This window comes from Rhizobacter sp. J219, assembly GCF_024700055.1.
GTDB lineage: Bacteria > Pseudomonadota > Gammaproteobacteria > Burkholderiales > Burkholderiaceae_C > Rhizobacter.
On the sequence record NZ_JAJOND010000001.1, the window covers coordinates 3,579,245 to 3,594,183 of the forward strand.

Annotated in this window: 16 protein-coding genes, 1 tRNA gene and 1 pseudogene; 7 read left to right on the plus strand and 11 right to left on the minus strand. The window is 69.5% G+C overall.

The features are described from left to right. Positions 1-44 precede the first annotated feature (44 nt). Positions 45-590 carry a c-type cytochrome gene (locus LRS03_RS16865; RefSeq protein ID WP_257826867.1) on the minus strand — a complete coding sequence of 182 codons (546 nt, stop codon included), beginning with the start codon at positions 588-590 and terminating at the stop codon, positions 45-47. A 127-nt stretch (positions 591-717) separates the two neighbouring features. Here LRS03_RS16865 and LRS03_RS16870 point away from each other — a divergent pair. After that, positions 718-793, plus strand: a tRNA-Arg gene (locus LRS03_RS16870). 215 nt (positions 794-1,008) lie between these two features. Here the strand turns inward: LRS03_RS16870 and LRS03_RS16875 are convergent. From LRS03_RS16875 to LRS03_RS16900, 6 genes are all read right to left on the minus strand, one after another. After that, positions 1,009-1,296: a hypothetical protein gene (locus tag LRS03_RS16875; protein WP_257826868.1), complete on the minus strand. Its 288-nt coding sequence runs from the start codon at positions 1,294-1,296 to the stop codon at positions 1,009-1,011. A gap of 305 nt (positions 1,297-1,601) precedes the next feature. Beyond that, positions 1,602-2,570: an SDR family oxidoreductase gene (locus tag LRS03_RS16880; RefSeq protein ID WP_257826869.1), complete on the minus strand. Its 969-nt coding sequence runs from the start codon at positions 2,568-2,570 to the stop codon at positions 1,602-1,604. Then, entirely contained in the window at positions 2,567-2,776 is a 210-nt protein-coding gene (locus tag LRS03_RS16885) for a hypothetical protein (protein WP_257826870.1), read from the minus strand. The genes LRS03_RS16880 and LRS03_RS16885 overlap by 4 nt, the downstream gene beginning before the upstream one ends. Before the next feature lie 154 nt (positions 2,777-2,930). Then, entirely contained in the window at positions 2,931-4,271 is a 1,341-nt protein-coding gene (locus LRS03_RS16890) for an MATE family efflux transporter (RefSeq protein WP_257826871.1), read from the minus strand. 31 nt (positions 4,272-4,302) lie between these two features. Further along, positions 4,303-5,685 carry a serine hydrolase domain-containing protein gene (locus LRS03_RS16895; protein WP_257826872.1) on the minus strand — a complete coding sequence of 461 codons (1,383 nt, stop codon included), beginning with the start codon at positions 5,683-5,685 and terminating at the stop codon, positions 4,303-4,305. Between the two features lie 113 nt (positions 5,686-5,798). Then, entirely contained in the window at positions 5,799-6,857 is a 1,059-nt protein-coding gene (locus LRS03_RS16900; RefSeq protein ID WP_257826873.1) for a helix-turn-helix domain-containing protein, read from the minus strand. A gap of 62 nt (positions 6,858-6,919) precedes the next feature. On the opposite strand from LRS03_RS16900, the gene LRS03_RS16905 reads away from it, so the two are divergent. Together LRS03_RS16905 and LRS03_RS16910 are read left to right on the plus strand one after the other, a co-directional pair. After that, complete coding sequence (locus tag LRS03_RS16905; RefSeq protein ID WP_257826874.1) at positions 6,920-7,489, plus strand: YceI family protein; 570 nt, start codon at positions 6,920-6,922, stop codon at positions 7,487-7,489. 109 nt (positions 7,490-7,598) lie between these two features. Then, entirely contained in the window at positions 7,599-7,862 is a 264-nt protein-coding gene (locus tag LRS03_RS16910) for a hypothetical protein (RefSeq protein ID WP_257826876.1), read from the plus strand. Positions 7,863-7,877: 15 nt separating this feature from the next. On the opposite strand, the gene LRS03_RS16915 is transcribed toward LRS03_RS16910, so the two are convergent. Together LRS03_RS16915 and LRS03_RS26945 are read right to left on the minus strand one after the other, a co-directional pair. Then, positions 7,878-8,282 (minus strand): SCP2 sterol-binding domain-containing protein, encoded by a 405-nt coding sequence (locus LRS03_RS16915; protein WP_257826877.1) that lies wholly within the window; start codon positions 8,280-8,282, stop codon positions 7,878-7,880. Between the two features lie 64 nt (positions 8,283-8,346). Then, positions 8,347-8,553 (minus strand): annotated as a pseudogene (locus tag LRS03_RS26945) (winged helix-turn-helix transcriptional regulator); the annotation flags it as partial. Positions 8,554-8,652: 99 nt separating this feature from the next. On the opposite strand from LRS03_RS26945, the gene LRS03_RS16920 reads away from it, so the two are divergent. Genes LRS03_RS16920 through LRS03_RS16930 form a run of 3 tightly spaced genes read left to right on the plus strand, consistent with a single transcriptional unit; the run spans position 8,653 to position 11,113 of the window. Continuing rightward, positions 8,653-9,096 (plus strand): VOC family protein, encoded by a 444-nt coding sequence (locus tag LRS03_RS16920; RefSeq protein ID WP_257826878.1) that lies wholly within the window; start codon positions 8,653-8,655, stop codon positions 9,094-9,096. A gap of 12 nt (positions 9,097-9,108) precedes the next feature. Next, entirely contained in the window at positions 9,109-10,560 is a 1,452-nt protein-coding gene (locus tag LRS03_RS16925; protein WP_257826880.1) for a DHA2 family efflux MFS transporter permease subunit, read from the plus strand. A 25-nt stretch (positions 10,561-10,585) separates the two neighbouring features. Next, entirely contained in the window at positions 10,586-11,113 is a 528-nt protein-coding gene (locus LRS03_RS16930) for an SRPBCC family protein (RefSeq protein ID WP_257826882.1), read from the plus strand. A gap of 322 nt (positions 11,114-11,435) precedes the next feature. On the opposite strand, the gene LRS03_RS16935 is transcribed toward LRS03_RS16930, so the two are convergent. Continuing rightward, positions 11,436-12,152: a putative bifunctional diguanylate cyclase/phosphodiesterase gene (locus LRS03_RS16935; protein WP_257826884.1), complete on the minus strand. Its 717-nt coding sequence runs from the start codon at positions 12,150-12,152 to the stop codon at positions 11,436-11,438. Beyond that, positions 12,089-13,546, minus strand: a complete 1,458-nt coding sequence (locus LRS03_RS16940; protein ID WP_257826886.1) for a sensor domain-containing diguanylate cyclase — start codon at positions 13,544-13,546, stop codon at positions 12,089-12,091. Before LRS03_RS16940 ends, LRS03_RS16935 begins: the two co-directional genes overlap by 64 nt. Positions 13,547-13,785: 239 nt before the next feature. Between LRS03_RS16940 and LRS03_RS16945 the strand changes: the two genes are divergently transcribed. Then, complete coding sequence (locus tag LRS03_RS16945) at positions 13,786-14,937, plus strand: NADH:flavin oxidoreductase/NADH oxidase (protein ID WP_257826887.1); 1,152 nt, start codon at positions 13,786-13,788, stop codon at positions 14,935-14,937. Positions 14,938-14,939 lie beyond the last annotated feature (2 nt).

Below are 14,939 nucleotides of genomic sequence, written 5' to 3' on the forward strand. Positions count from 1 at the left end.
AAGCCGACCCTCGGGTCGGCTTTCTTGCAGCGCGCGGAAAGCGCTCAGTTGGCGGCCGAGGCCGGTGCAGCCGGCGCCTTGGGCTCGGCCAGCTTGCCGCCGGACTTATTGCCCAGGAAGACCACCGCACGGGCGATCTCGAAGTCGCTGAAGTCGCCGCCGCCTTGCGGGCCCATGGCGCCCTTGCCCTTGAGGGCGCTGTTGAGCAGCGTGTCGAAGCCCTGGGCCAGGCGCGGCGCCCAGGCGGCGTTGTCGCCCACCTTCGGCGCGCCAGCAGCGCCAGGGGTGTGGCAGGCCGAGCACTGGGCGGTGAAGACCTGTTCGCCGCTCTTGAGCGAGGCGAGGTCGGAGGCGTCTTTCACTTCCACAGTGGCCACCGGCTGGATGCGGCGGGCCACGGACTCGGGCTTCAGGCTGTCGCTGCCGGCCCCGGCACGGGTGTCGGCGCCGACGCGGCTGACCAGCAGCACGATGACGGCGATCGGCACGATGAAGGCGAAGATCACCGCGGCGATGAGCTGCTTGACGTTCTTGATCGGCCCTTCGTGCGGGGCGTCATCGTGTTCGGTGGCGTGGTGGTGGTCGCTCATGAAGTCCTCGGAGGCTGGCCGCTTCAGTGGTGGGCGTAAGGGGCGTGGCGCAAAACCGCGGGATTATAGACGGGCGACCCCACGCGACCAGGGCGTGAAAAAGGCCCGCTGTAGAATCGCCGCCCACGCGTCCGTAGCTCAATGGATAGAGTACTGCCCTCCGAAGGCAGGGGTTGCTGGTTCGATCCCAGCCGGACGCGCCAAGGTCTCAGCGCCCCCATGACGCCGCACCGCCCGGCTCCCCAGCGCCACCCCGAGCGCGAAGCCCGCATACACCCACACCAGCCCCCGCAGCGACAGGCGCTTCTCGAAGCCCGGGGTGAAGCGCTTGGGCGTCATCACGAAGTCGACCGTCGCGGCCGCGGCCGTGGCCACTGCCGCATCGCGCAGGTCGGCGTGCCGGCCTTCTTCGGTCTCGTCATCGTGTTCTATCTGATGGTCGCGAAGCCCGTGTGATCTCGCGGCAGCGCTGCCACTCCTGAAGAAACGGCAGCACGACCGCCAGCGCCGCCCCAGCGAGCACCGCCGCCTTGGCCTCGGCAGGCACCGGCGGATCGCGCAGGCGCAAGCCCCAGTCGACCGCCTCGCCACCCAGGCCGAGGATGGCGAGCGCCTGGCCACGGTAGGCGATGCACAGCGTCAGCAGGCCCAGCCACGGCAGGCCCATCTGCAGGCCGTGCACCCACTGCTCGATCGGCGGGATCACGCGCTTCGTGCTCGCATAGGTGAGGGTCGCACCACAGCGTGATCTCGTGCAGCACGCACGCCGCCAGCACGAGCAGCAACACCGTCGCGGTGACCTGCCACCAGAGCAGCAAGACCACCGCGAGGCCCAGCTCGCCGATCATCAGCAGGTGCAGCGCCGATTCGTGCCAGCCCGCACTGGCCTCGATGCGCTCGCGGCGATGGCAGGCCCAGTCGGCCAGGCCGGCCAGCATCCACACCGGCAGCAGCGCGCCCAGCAACAGGCGCTCGAGCAGGTGCGCCGTCGCGTCCAAGGGCGAGGGACATCTAGCGCGGCCGGCGCACGGCCTGCGCCCCCAGCCACAAGGCCCCGCCGAGCGCCGCCCACATCCACCAGCGGCAGGGCGTCGTGCTGTGGCGGAAGCCGCCGTCGATCGCGTTGCCGATCGACGGTGCGTAAAGATTGCCGTCGCCCTTGGGCGCGGTGTCGGCCTGCCGCAGGTATCGCTCGACCACACGGGCGCCGATCCAGCTCGACAGCAGCGGCGACACCGCATGCCCGGCGCGCAAGGCCGTGGCGGCGGCACCGACGGTGACCGTCGCACGCGGCGCGCGCGCCAGCGACACGATCGCCTCGGCGGCCAGCCGCGGGTCGTACAGCGGCGGTGCCGGCTTGAGGCGGCGCCCGGTGTAGTTGGCTGCGTGGGCCATGCCGGGGGTGTCCATGAAGGCGGGGTAGACGTCGCACACGTGGATGTCGGGCCAGCCCGACATCTCGCCACGCAGCGCTTCGCTGAAGCCGCGCAGGCCGAACTTGCTCGCCGAGTAGGCCGCCGCGTACGGCGCCGCAGCCCACGCACCGAGCGAGATCATGTTGATCAGCACACCCTGCTTGCGCGCCATGAAGTGCCGCAGCACCGCATGCGCGCCGTGGAAGTGGCCTAGCAGGTTGGCCTCGATCACGCGCCGGTGCGCTTCAATCGGCGTCTCGGTGAACGAGCCGACCGCACCCACGCCGACGTTGTTGACCCAGACATCGATCGCGCTGAAGCGCTCAACGGCCGCGGCCGCGAGCGCACGCACCTGGTCGGCCTGGGTCACGTCGGTCGGCACCACCAGGGCCTGCGCGCCGACGGCACGGCACTGCTCGGCCACGTCCTCCAGCGGCGCGGCGTTGCGCGCCGCCAGCACCAGGTGCGCACCGGCATCGGCAAACGCCAGCGCGGTGGCGCGGCCGATGCCGCTGCTGGCGCCCGTCAGGACGACGGTGCGGCCGCGCAGCTGGCGGCGCTTCACTGGCTGGCGGCCGAGGCCGACGGCACGGGCGTGGTGGGGCTCATGCTGCCGGGGGTGCCGGTGCTCTCGCTCGGTATCGTGCTCGGCGTCGTGGTCGTGCCCGGGCCGGCGCCGGTCGGTGCCATGTCGTCGCGCTTGTCGCAGCCGGCGAGCGTCAGGCCGCCTGCCGCGAGCAGGGCGAGTGTGAGCGTGGTGAATCGGGTCATCGGGATCTCCTTCAGGGTTGTTTCGACAAGCGCGCTTGCCGGCACGGGTAGGTTTTGCCGAAAAACGCATCGCGAGGCCTCGCCCTGGGAACGAAACGAGTCCACGGCGAAGTCAGCGGCAAGCGATGTGCCGCGCCCACGCCGGTGAAGGCCTTCAGCGCACCCCGGGCCAGACGCCGGGCCGCACGCTCGACGCGGTGATGAGCCCGTAGGCCGCAATGCCGAGCGCCACGCCGATGAAGTGGCCTTCGAGCCCGAGGCCCAGGCCGTTGGCGAGCCACCAGCCGCCGCCCACCGCGAGGGTGATGCGCGACAGGCCCGCCACCACCGGCCAGACCATGCGGCCGGCGCCCATGCAGGCGAAATACATCGCCATGCCGAGGCCGAAGCCGCCGAACGCGAGCCCCGTGAATTGCAGGCCGCGCGCCGCGATGCTGGCCACCTGCAGGTCGTCGGTGAAGAAGAGCGCGAACTGCAGGGGCCACATCGCCACCGCCAGCCCCACCGCGCCCGAGACGATCAGCGACACCACCCCGCCCACCCACGCGGTGCGCCGCGCCGTGGCCCAGTCGCCCGCGCCCACCGCCCGGCCGACCAGCGCCGTGAGTGCCGAGCCCACGCCGAAAGCCAGCGGCACGATGAGGAATTCGAGCCGCGCCGCGATGCCGTAGGCCGCCACAGCCGCCACGCCGTAGCCCTTGAGCTGCGCCGTGACGAGGACGGTGGTGAGGTTGGCCACCGCCGCCAGCGTGCAGGCGATCGCCCCGACCGCGAGGATGCGCTTGAAGAGCCCCCACGAGACCCGTACCCGCAAGCTCGGCACGAAACCGGCGCCGCCGCGGAACACCACCCACGCCATCGCCCCTGCCGCCACGCACTGCACCAGCGCCTGCGCCGCGCCCACTCCGGCCAGGCCGAAGCCAAGCGGCTCGGCCAGCCCATACGCGAGCACCGGGAAGGCCAGGGCCGTCAGCAGCAGCGTGCGCGCCGCGACCAGATGCTTTCCGCCCCCACGCAGCACCGACGCCAGCGTGTTCGACAACCAGGCCGGAATCGCGCCGAGGCCGAACAGCCAGAACGCGTAGACCACCGCCGCATCGGCCGCTTCGGCACCGGCCACCGCCGTCAGCATCGGCCGCGCGAACAGCATGAGGCCGAGCGCGAACACGAGGCCGAAGCCCACCGCGATGATGAGCGCATGCAGCACGAGCGCCGACGCTTCGTCGCGCTTGCCGGCCCCGAGCGTGCGCGCCACCGCCGAGACCACGCCCCCGCCCATCGCGCCGGCCGACATCTGCTGCAGCAAGAGCGCAAACGGCAGCAACACCGCCCACCCCGCCAGCGCCGCGGTGCCCTGGCGGGCCGCGAGCCACGTCTCCACCAGCTGCGCGCCCACCTGAAGCAGCGCCAGCAGCGTGGTCGGCGCCGCGAGCGCCATCACCTGCTTGAGCAAGGCCCGCGGCGGGGCGACGCCAGCGGCCAGCGCCGCCGTCATGCCAGCCTCCGCCGACGGAAGATGATGCTCATCATCTGACCATCGTAGCGGCCTCCAGGGCTTCGTGCTGACGCGACGGTGACGGCGCAAGGCTGTCGATCACACCGGCCACCAGCCGGCCGGCCTGCACCCGGCCACCGCCGCGCTCGTGCGTGAGCCCGAAGCGCACGATCACGAGGTCGGCGCTCGGCACGACGATCAGGTACTGGCCGAGGTAGCCGTAGCCGAAATAGGCATCGGCCGGCGCGCCCGGCAGCCCCCAGGGAAAGCCGAGCGGGTGCTGGCTCGTCGCCGGCAGGTTGAGCCAGAAGCCGCTGCCGTAGCCCACGTCGAGCGTCTGCGTCGCTGCTTCGCGCGCCCAGTTCACGGGCAGCAGGCGCTCGCCTCCGACCTCGCCGTGGTTGAGGTACAGCAGGCCCAGCTTGGCCCAGTCGCGCGCCGTGCCGTAGAAATGGCTCGCCCCCACCGGCGTGCCAGCGGCGTCGAACTCCATCACCACCGAGCGCATGCCCAGCGGGCCGAAGAGTTCGGTGTGCGCGAAGCGCTGCACGTCGGCCGCGGTGCCACCGACCGCATCGCGGATCGCTTTCGACACCCGCATGTAGCCTGGGTCGGAGTAGTCCCACCGGGTGCCGGGCGGCACCTCCTGCGGGCGCGCCTCGGCGTACGCTGCCATGTCGGGCTCGAGCGACCACATGCGCGTCGCATCGTCGAAGCCGGTGTAGCCGCGAAAGCGCGCCTTGCCTTCGGTCATGCGCAAGAGCGGGTCGAGCGGTCGGGGGTCGAGCCGGCCTTGCCGCGCGAGGATGCCCACCATCGCATGCGTGGCCGACTTGCTGATGGAGTGGGCATGCCAGGCGGTGTCCAACGTCACGTCGGGTGCATAACGCTCGGCCACGACGCGCCCGCGGTGCAGCACGACCACCGCCTTGGTGGCCTCCCACGACGGGTCGAACGCCGCATCGACAGCGGCCCTGAGCTTCGGGTGGGCGGCCGCCACCGGCTGCGGGCCGGCGATCTCGGGCAGCCGCGGTGGGGGTTGCACGCTGGCATCGGCGGGCGTGGGCGGCGGCAGGCGCCCGTTGTCGACCTGGCAGCCCATGCCCTCGCGGTAGACGGAACGGCTGGCGAAGCCCCCGGCGACGGTGGTGCGCACCTCGCGTTTCCGGGGGTCCAGCTCGTAGTGCAGCGCCCAGTCGATCATCCACATGCCGCCTTGCGGTCGCATCTCTTCGCGGTAGGCCTGGTCGATGTCACGGCGCGAGACGAAGACCGCCGAACACAGCGCCTGGCTGACGCCGGCGGTGGCCACCTTGAGGTTGCGGCCCGGCGGCAGGCTGGTGCAGCCGCCGAGCGCGCCCGCCACCACGCTTGCGGCGAACAGCCCGCCGAGACGGGGAAGAAAAGTCATCATGAAAGCTCCTTGCAGGTTCGGAGCGTTCAGGATGCAAAACGGCCGCGTGGGTGTCTTGCCGATGCCGGAATCGACTCGCCGATTCCTGAAATCGGCCAGCGAAACCGCGTCGATCAGGCCAGCGCCGCCTTGCGGAACTCGGTCGGCGTCTGGCCGGTGGCGGCCTTGAAGGCGCGGTTGAAGGGCCCGAGCGACTGGAAGCCGGCGTCGAGCGCGATGGTCAGCACCGGCACCGGCGCCTGGGCCGGATCGGCCAGCGCGGCCTTGGCCTCGTCGAGCCGGTAGCGGTTGAGGAACACGTTGAAGTTGCGATACCCCAGGCCCTGGTTGATGGCGCGGCGCAGCTTGTACTCGGGCACGCCCAGGCGTTCCGCCAGCCGGGCGATGGTCAGCCCTTCTTCGCGGTAGACCCGCTGCTCGGTCATCAGGCACTCCAGCGCGGTGATCAGCGCCGGGTCGACCGGCGGCTCGGAGATGGCCCCGGGCTCCGGGCGTGCGTCGGCCGCCGGGGCTGGCGGCACGCGGGCCGACCCGAGCACCCCGTCGGCCGGCACGCCGATCAGCCGCCACGACACCACGCCTGCGATCACCGACAGCATCGCCATGTCGGCCAGCGCCGCCACCGGCCCGGCCGGCTCGGCCGAGCCCAGCCGCTGCGCGACCTGCACCACGGTGTACAGCGTGCCGGCGCCGACGATGAAGACACGCAGCCGGCGCCGCCGCTCCACCAGGTCGGCACGCCAGGAGGCGAGCGTCTGCGCCACCGCGAGCAGCGCAAAGCCGAGCGTGGCCAGGGTGATCGCAAGCCCGAGCCACAGCCGGGGCCCGAACACGCACATCACCAGCGCCAGGCCCGCCAGCAGCGCCCAGGCGAGGCCATGCAAGGGGTGCCAGCGAAAGTCGTCGTCGAACAGTGAGCGTGCAAAGAGCCAGAACATCACCGCATTGCCGGTCGACAGCATCGCCACCGGGGCACGCCACAGCGGCGGCCAGCTCGAGAAGCCGCTCGCCGACTGCAGCGCATACGCCGCCACCCCAAGCGCCACCAGCGCGCCCGGTTTGTACGCAGGCGAACGTGCGTCGCGCCACAGCACGGCGGCCACGAAAAGCATCAGCGTGACCAGGCCGGCGCGCAGCGCGAAGTCGAGCGTGTGCAGGGCGGATGCGTCCATGTCGGCACGCATCGTAGCCGGCCGTGGCACCATCGCCGCTCATCCTGAATTCGCCCCGACCGATGAAAGCACTGAGCCTCCTGGCCGCACTCGGCGCCGCCACCGCCACCCACGCCGCCCCGGTCACCTACACCGTCGACCCGACGCACACCTACCCGAGCTTCGAGGCCGATCACATGGGCATGTCGATGTGGCGCGGAAAGATCAACAAGAACGCCGGCACCATCACGCTCGACAAGGCAGCGGGCAGCGGCAGCGTCGACATCACGATGGACATGGCGAGCATCGACTTCGGCCTCGACATCATGAACAGCAAGGCGCGCGAACCCGATCTCTTCGACACCGCGAAGTACCCGCAGGCCCGCTACACCGGGCGGCTCGAAGGCTTCAGGAACGGTGCGCCCTCGCGGGTGGTGGGCGAGCTGACGCTGCACGGGGTGACCCGGCCGGTCACGCTCACCATCAACACCTTCAAGTGCATGCCGCACCCGATGTTCAAGCGCGACTGGTGCGGCGCCGACGCGTCGGCCACGATCAACCGCGCCGACTTCGGCATCGACGCCGGCAAGGATTGGGGCTTCAAGATGGACGTCGGCCTGCGCATCTCGGTCGAGGCGGTGCAGGCCGAGTAGGCGCGGTTCCGCAGCCTGACGACAGGCAGACGGCAGGATGTCCTACAGGCAAGCGACGCGAGTTTCGAGACGATGGCGGCAACGCTGTTCCCCACCTCTCGGAGTTCTCATGTCGCTAGCCCAGCCCTACGCCCAACACCACCCCGCCGCGGCCCATGCCGGCCTGACCCGCCACGAAGTGCTGCGAGACGCCCTGCTGGACACCGTCGACCTGCTGCAGCGCCGCCGCGCCGACCTGGTCGACGAGACCTTCATCGACAACTATGTGGCGCTCGGTTGGCTCGAATGGCATGGCGGCCAGCTGCGCGTGAGCGCGCTCGGCAGCACCATCTGCCAGCAGATGTCGGAGCGGCTGTCACCGCTCGACTCCTGAGCGATCGTGTCGCCGTCAGGCCGCGGCCGTCGACGCGGCCGGCTCGGGGAAGGGGAAGAAGGTGAGGAACCGCCTGGCCCACGCCTTGTCGCCCTCGAGGGCCAGATCGCCCGCCTTCAGCGCATCGCTGAGCTTGCGCCCGCCGTAGATCACCTCGGCCAGCGCGGGCGTGCTGCCGGCCAGCCGGGCATCGGGCGCCTCGGCCTCGCCACGCGCAAGCACCAGGCCGTCCGCGCCGACGCTCGCGTGGAAGCGCTCCTCTCCCAGCTCGAAACCGACCGTGCCCACGGCATCGCCGGCCCGCTCGGCGTTGAACATCGCCTGCAGCGACATCATCAGCGACGCGGTCGACACTGGCAGCCCTTCCGCCAGCAGGGGTGAGCGTGCCCCCCAGCGCCCGAGCGCCAGGAGAATCGGCACGAGACTCGCGCCCCCAGTCGGTGAGTTCGTAGACCGAGGTGGCCGCCGGCGGCAGCAGGCGGCGGCGGCGCAACACCGAAGCCTGCTCCAGCTCTTCGAGGCGCAGCGTCAGCACGTTGGGGCTGATGCCAGGCAGCCCGGCGCGCAGGTCGGTGAAGCGCTTGGCTCCAAACACCAGCTCGCGCACGATCAGGAGCGCCCAGCGCTCGCCCACCAGGTCGAGGGCATGCGCCGCCGCACACCCGTCTTCGTAACTGCGCTTGAAGCTCATGGGAGCAGTCTACCGTCAGATCCTGACTTGCAACTTGTCAGTTGTTTTTCAGGAGTAAGCTGCTTAGACTGCCCCTCCCTTCACCCACAGGAGCGCAGCATGAGCACACCCACCCTCGATCCCTATCTGAACTTCGACGGCAACTGCGCGGCGGCGATGCGCTTCTACGAGAAGACGCTCGGCGGCACGCTGGAGATGATGATGAAGTTCTCGGAGTCGCCGGACCCGGCGATGGCCCCGCCCCCGGGCTCGCCGGCCGAGGTGGCCGATCGCATCCTGCATGCTTCGCTGCTCCTCGGGCAGCAGCGCATCCTCGCCTCCGACACCATGCCCGGCCAGCCCTACGAGGGGCAGAAAGGCGTGGCGCTGACGCTGGGCTACGAAACCGTCGACGAGGCGCGCAAGGTGTTCGACACGCTGGCCACCGGCGGCCGTGTCGACATGCCGCTCGCCGAGACCTTCTGGGCCAAAACCTTCGGCGCGGTCGTCGACCGGTTCGGCACCTGCTGGCTGATCAACGGCGGCCCCAAACAGATGGGCTGATCGAGGAAGCGCATGACGACTCACACCTTCGACGACAAGAAACGCTGGACGGCACTCGCGGTGCTGTGCATCGGCGTGCTGATGATCGTGCTCGACACGACCATCGTGAACGTCGCCCTGCCCTCGATCCGCGCCGACCTCGGCTTCACCGAAACGTCGCTCGTGTGGGTGGTCAACGCCTACATGCTGACCTTCGGCGGCTTCCTGCTGCTCGGCGGCCGGCTCGGCGACCTGTACGGGCACCGCCGGATGTTCCTGATGGGCATCGTGCTCTTCACGCTGGCCTCGGCGGCCTGCGGTCTGGCGCAGAGCCAGGCGGTGCTGATCGTCGCGCGTGCGGTGCAGGGCGTCGGCGGCGCGGTGGTGTCGGCGGTGTCGCTCTCCTTGATCATGAACCTCTTCACCGAGCCGGCCGACCGCGCGAAGGCGATGGGCGTCTACGGCTTCGTGTGCGCCGGCGGCGGCAGCGTGGGCGTGCTGCTCGGCGGCCTGCTCACCGAGAGCTTCAACTGGCACTGGATCTTCCTCGTCAACCTGCCGATCGGCGTGCTGGTCTATGCGCTGAGCGCGAGCCTCTTCCCCAAGGCGCGCGGGCAGGCCCACGGCGAGAAGCTCGACGTGGCCGGCGCCTTCACCGTGACGGCGGCGATGCTGCTCGCGGTGTATGCGGTGGTCAACGGCAACCAGGCCGGCTGGCGCTCCACGCAGACGCTAGGCCTGCTCGGTGCGGCCGTCGCGCTGCTCGCGGTGTTCATCGCGATCGAAGCGCGTGTGCAGCACCCGCTGATGCCGCTCAAGCTCTTCCGCTCGCGCAACCTCGCGACCTCCAACGTGGTGGGCGTGCTGTGGGCGGCCGGCATGTTCGCGTGGTTCTTCATCTCGGCGCTCTACTTGCAGCTGGTGCTCAACTACACGCCGATGCAGGTCGGCCTCGCCTTCCTGCCGGCCAACATCATCATGGCCGTGTTCTCGCTCGGCCTCTCGGCCAAGCTCGTGATGCGCTTCGGCCTGCGCGCACCGCTGGGCGTGGGCCTGCTGATGGCAGCCGTCGGCCTCGCGCTCTTCGCGCGTGCGCCGGTGAACGGCAACTTCTGGCTCGACGTGCTGCCCGGTATGACGCTGCTGGGCCTGGGCGCCGGCATCGCCTTCAACCCGGTGCTGCTGGCGGCGATGAGCGACGTGTCACCCGCCGATTCGGGCCTGGCCTCGGGCATCGTCAACACCTCTTTCATGATGGGCGGCTCGCTCGGCTTGGCGGTGCTGGCGAGCCTGGCCGATGCGCGGCGCGACGCGTTGCTGGCCGCGGGCGCCAGCACGCCCGTCGCACTGAGCGGCGGTTATGCGATCGCCTTCATCGTCGGCGCAGGCTTCGCGGCCACGGCCGGCTTGATCGGTGCGGGCCTGCTGCGTGTCTCGGCCCCTGTTGCGCAGAACCCTGATGCGATAGGCTCGGCTGCGGTCTGACCGACCGCATCAGGAGGAGGACACCATGCTCAAGAAGATCCTGCTCGGCCTCGTCGTCATCGTCGCCGCCGTGCTGCTGTTTGCATTGACCAAGCCCGACAGCTTCAGCGTCGAGCGCAGCGCCACCATCAAGGCTCCACCCGAGAAGATCTATCCGCTGATCAGCGACTTCCACCAGTGGCCGCAATGGTCACCATGGGAAAAGCTCGACCCCAACATGAAGCGCAGCCTGTCGGGTGCGCCGCAGGGTGTGGGCGCTGTGTACGCGTGGACCGGCAACGACGACGTGGGTGAAGGCCGGATGGAAATCACCGGGGCCACGCCACCGACTCAGGTCAACATCAAGCTCGACTTCATCAAGCCCTTCGCCTCGCAGAACACCACCGTCTTCACACTCACGCCGCAAGGCGACGGCACGCGTGTGAAGTGGGTGATGCAGGGGCCGGCGCCGTACATCACCAAGCTCATGACGGTGTTCGTGAGCATGGACAAGATGGTGGGGTCGGATTTCGAGAAGGGTTTGTCGAACATGAAGGCTGCGGCGGAGCGCTAGAGCTTTCGCTCGTTGGTCGGCGCGAGATCGTGCCGACGGGGTGCCCTGCTCCGCTCATGTCCCCCGCAAGAGATCACTCCCGTGATCTCTTGCTCCTCCTTGACTTCGCTGCGCAGGGCACCCCGTCGACACGATCCAGCACCACCGCGGCATGCCTTGTCTTTCTTCGCACGCCGCGGCGGTAGCTGCCTGGGCCGATGGGCACCGGGCGGAGCGAAGTAAAGGAGGAGAAGAAAACCGCGAGAGCGGTTTTCTTCGGGGGACATGAGCGCAGCCCGGTGCCCATCGGCCCAGGCCGCTCAGAACCCGGGAGAGCGAGACCTCAGGAACTCAGCAGCTTGTCAAACGCCGCCATCTCCAGCGGCCGGCCAAAGAGATAGCCCTGCGCCAGATGGCACCCAGCGTTCTTCAGGTACTCGGCCTGCTCGACTGTTTCCACACCCTCGGCCACCAGCGCCATGTTGAGCGAGCGCCCCACCGACACGATGGCCTTCACGAGCTCCGCACTCTTGCCGTTGTGCGGCAGCTCCGAGACGAAGCTGCGGTCGATCTTGAGCGTCTGCACCGGCAAGCGCGTGAGGTAACCCAACGCCGAGTAGCCGGTGCCGAAATCGTCGATCGCGATGGTGATGCCCATCGCGGCCAGCGCCTCCAGGCTCTGGCGCACGCCTTCGCTGCCATCGAGCAGCAGGCTTTCGGTGATTTCCAACTCCAGCCATTCCGGCTCGCACGCACTGGCGGTCAACGCACCCTGCACCGCTTCGACCAGGTTGTGCCCTTCGGCAAACTGGCGTGCCGAGAGGTTGACGGCGATCTTCAAGGGGTCGTTCGCACGCTCGCGGTTCCAGCTCGACACCGCATGACACGACTCGTGCAGCGCCCAGGTGCCCATGCGCACGATGAGGCCGGTCTCTTCGGCCAGCGGGATGAAGCTCATCGGCGACACCATGCCGCGCTGCGGCTGGCACCAGCGCATCAGCGCTTCGGCGCCCACGAGCTTCTGCGTCGTGAGGTCGAACTTGGGCTGGTAGTGCAGCAAAACCCCTGCCGCTCCACACCACGGCGCAGCTCGCTCTCGAGCATCAGGCGATGCGACGCCTGCGCCGTGAGTTGCGGCGAATAGAACTGCACGTTGTTGCGGCCGCGCCCCTTGGCGTGCGAGAGCGCGGCGTCGGCGTGCTGCAGCAGCGCTTCGGCGCTGTTGCCATCGCTCGGGTAAAGCGCCGCACCGATGCTGGCGGTGACGAAAACATCGGTGCCGTTCAAGTCGAACGGAGCCGAGAGGGCCTGCAGCAGCTTGCTCGCCACCCGCGCCAGCGCATCGGCCTGGCGCACTTCGGGCGCGAGGATGGCAAACGCATCGCCGGTCAGGCGCGCCACCACGTCGGTCTCGCGCATCGAATGCGACAGGCGCGCACCCACCAGCTTCAAGAGTTCGTCGCCGGCCGAGTGGCCGAGCGAATCGTTGACCTTCTTGAACTGGTCGAGGCCCAGCATCAGCATGCCGAACTCGATCGGGTGGCCCTGCGTTCCCTGCGACAAGGCCTGGTGCATGCGCTCGATCAGCCAGCTACGGTTGGGCAGCGCGGTCACCGGGTCGAAGAATGCGAGTGAATGCACTTGCCGGCGGTAGTCGCGCAGCTCGGTCACGTCCTGGATGGTGCCGAGCATGCGGCGCAGCTTGCCGTGGCCGTCGTAGACGAGCTTGGCGCGGCCGTGCAGCTCGCGGCGCTGGCCGCTTGCATCGGCCACGTGGTAGTCGTAGCGCAGCGTGGGCAGGCGGTCGCGCACGGCACGCTTGAACATCTCGATCACCGCCTCGCGCTGCTCGCTCGGGATGAGCGCGGCCGCCTGGTCGAGGCCCGACGAGACAGTGGCGCCGTTGGTCATGCCGGTGATGCGCAGGGCCTCGGCGGAATAGATCGCCTGGTTGCGCTGGAAGTCCCACTCCCAGGAGCCGAAGTCGGCCATCTGCTGGGCTTCTTCCAGGCGACCCTCGGCGGCGGTGAGCGCCATCGAGAGGCCTTGGGCGAGTGTCACGTCCTGCAGGGCGGCGACCACCTGGCGCACCTTGCCGTGGGCGGTGTATTCGACGACCGCGATGGTGCGCACATGGCGCAACGCACCGCTGGCCAGCACACACGGCAGTTCCATCTCGATGCGACGCTGGCGGTGGGCCACCGCCTCGGTCCATGCGGCCATCAGCGCGGCCTGGCGGCTGCGCCGCACCATCGCGAGAAGACCGCGCACGGAGGGCGCCTCGCTCGCGCGCAGACCGAGGATGGCGAGCGCCGCGGGTGTGGCGTGCATGGCGCCGCTCGCGTCCCAGCTCAGGTGGCCGATCGGGTCGAGCCCCTGCGCCGCTTCCTCGTACAAAGCATCGAGGGCGCGTACGGGCAGCAACGCGTCCAGTGCTTGTGGTTCGGGGTGCATGGTCACTTGGAATTGGGTGGTGAGGCCGAGCGCATGGGTAGCTATGGTCGCGGCGACGCCTGACTTACGCCAGCCTTTCAGCATGGGTGTGCAAACAGAAAGAGGGGTCGCGTGAGTTGGGTCACGGCAGGCGATGTCGCCCGCACGACACCCCTCACTCTGGAAGTCCTTGAGTGACACATCGTGTCAAACGCCGCACCATGGTCAGTGCCTGTTCACTCCAATTGGCTGTGCCCAAGATGTCACGACTGCAGCAAGCTTTGACACTGCGCGGCTTGACGCTGCCCAACCGCATCGTCATCGCGCCGATGTGCACGTACTCCGCCACCGACGGCGTCGCGAGCGACTTCCATCTCGTGCACCTCGGGCGCTACGCGCTCGGTGGGGCGGGCCTCGTGTTCGTGGAGGCGACCGCCGTGCAGCCCGAAGGCCGCATCACGCACGGCGACCTCGGGCTGTGGCACGACGGCCAGATCGAGCCGCTCGCACGCATCGCACGTTTCCTGAAGGGCCACGGCGCCACACCGGCGATCCAGATCGCACACGCCGGCCGCAAGGCGAGCATGCAGAGGCCCTGGCATGGCAATGGCCCGATGGACGCGAGCGACCAAGCGCGCGGCGAACAGGCCTGGCAGGTGATCGCCCCCACCGCGATGGCCGTCGAACCGGGCTGGCTGATGCCGCGCGAGATGAGTCTCGATGACATCGCCAAGCTCAAGCACGACTTTCGCAGCGCCGCCGAGCGTGCGCTGCGCGCCGGCTTCGAGGTGCTGGAGATGCACAACGCACACGGCTACCTGCTGCACTCCTTTCTCTCGCCCATCACCAACCAGCGCACCGATGCCTACGGCGGCAGCCTCGCGGGCCGCATGCGCCTGCCGCTGGAAGTGGCCGCGCTGTTGCGCCAGGCGTGGCCGCAGCACCTGCCGCTCTTCGTGCGCATCTCGTCGGTCGACGCGGTGGAGAACGGCTGGTCGATCGACGACAGCGTGGCCTACGCGTCAGAACTGAAGGCCCTCGGCGTCGACGTGATCGACTGTTCTTCGGGCGGCATCACCACCTCGCCCACTGCAGCGGCGGTGCCGCGCGAGTACGGCTTCCAGCTGCCGTATGCGAAGGCGGTGCGCCAGGGCGCCGGCATCGCGACGATGGCCGTCGGGCTGATCGTCGACCCCCACCAGGCCGAACGTGCGCTCGAAGACGGCAGCGCCGATCTCGTCGCCATCGCACGCCAGGCGCTCGAAGACCCAAACTGGCCCGCCAAGGCGCTGACCACGCTGGCGGCCGACACACCCGCGCTCGAGCGCTACACCCATTGGCTCAGCCCCTACGGCTGGTGGCTCGCGCGGCGCGCCAAGCTGATCGACCGGCTCGGCGCCTGGCGCGGCTGAGC

What these genes read in the sequence shown, in the direction of transcription:
- LRS03_RS16865 (WP_257826867.1), bottom strand. Translation starts at nt 590, where the DNA reads ATGAGCGACCACCACCACGCCACCGAACACGATGACGCCCCGCACGAA.
- LRS03_RS16885 (WP_257826870.1), bottom strand. Translation starts at nt 2,776, where the DNA reads ATGACCCGATTCACCACGCTCACACTCGCCCTGCTCGCGGCAGGCGGC.
- LRS03_RS16890 (WP_257826871.1), bottom strand. Translation starts at nt 4,271, where the DNA reads ATGACGGCGGCGCTGGCCGCTGGCGTCGCCCCGCCGCGGGCCTTGCTC.
- LRS03_RS16895 (WP_257826872.1), bottom strand. Translation starts at nt 5,685, where the DNA reads ATGATGACTTTTCTTCCCCGTCTCGGCGGGCTGTTCGCCGCAAGCGTG.
- LRS03_RS16900 (WP_257826873.1), bottom strand. Translation starts at nt 6,857, where the DNA reads ATGGACGCATCCGCCCTGCACACGCTCGACTTCGCGCTGCGCGCCGGC.
- LRS03_RS16905 (WP_257826874.1), top strand. Translation starts at nt 6,920, where the DNA reads ATGAAAGCACTGAGCCTCCTGGCCGCACTCGGCGCCGCCACCGCCACC.
- LRS03_RS16910 (WP_257826876.1), top strand. Translation starts at nt 7,599, where the DNA reads ATGTCGCTAGCCCAGCCCTACGCCCAACACCACCCCGCCGCGGCCCAT.
- LRS03_RS16920 (WP_257826878.1), top strand. Translation starts at nt 8,653, where the DNA reads ATGAGCACACCCACCCTCGATCCCTATCTGAACTTCGACGGCAACTGC.
- LRS03_RS16925 (WP_257826880.1), top strand. Translation starts at nt 9,109, where the DNA reads ATGACGACTCACACCTTCGACGACAAGAAACGCTGGACGGCACTCGCG.
- LRS03_RS16930 (WP_257826882.1), top strand. Translation starts at nt 10,586, where the DNA reads ATGCTCAAGAAGATCCTGCTCGGCCTCGTCGTCATCGTCGCCGCCGTG.
- LRS03_RS16940 (WP_257826886.1), bottom strand. Translation starts at nt 13,546, where the DNA reads ATGCACCCCGAACCACAAGCACTGGACGCGTTGCTGCCCGTACGCGCC.
- LRS03_RS16945 (WP_257826887.1), top strand. Translation starts at nt 13,786, where the DNA reads ATGTCACGACTGCAGCAAGCTTTGACACTGCGCGGCTTGACGCTGCCC.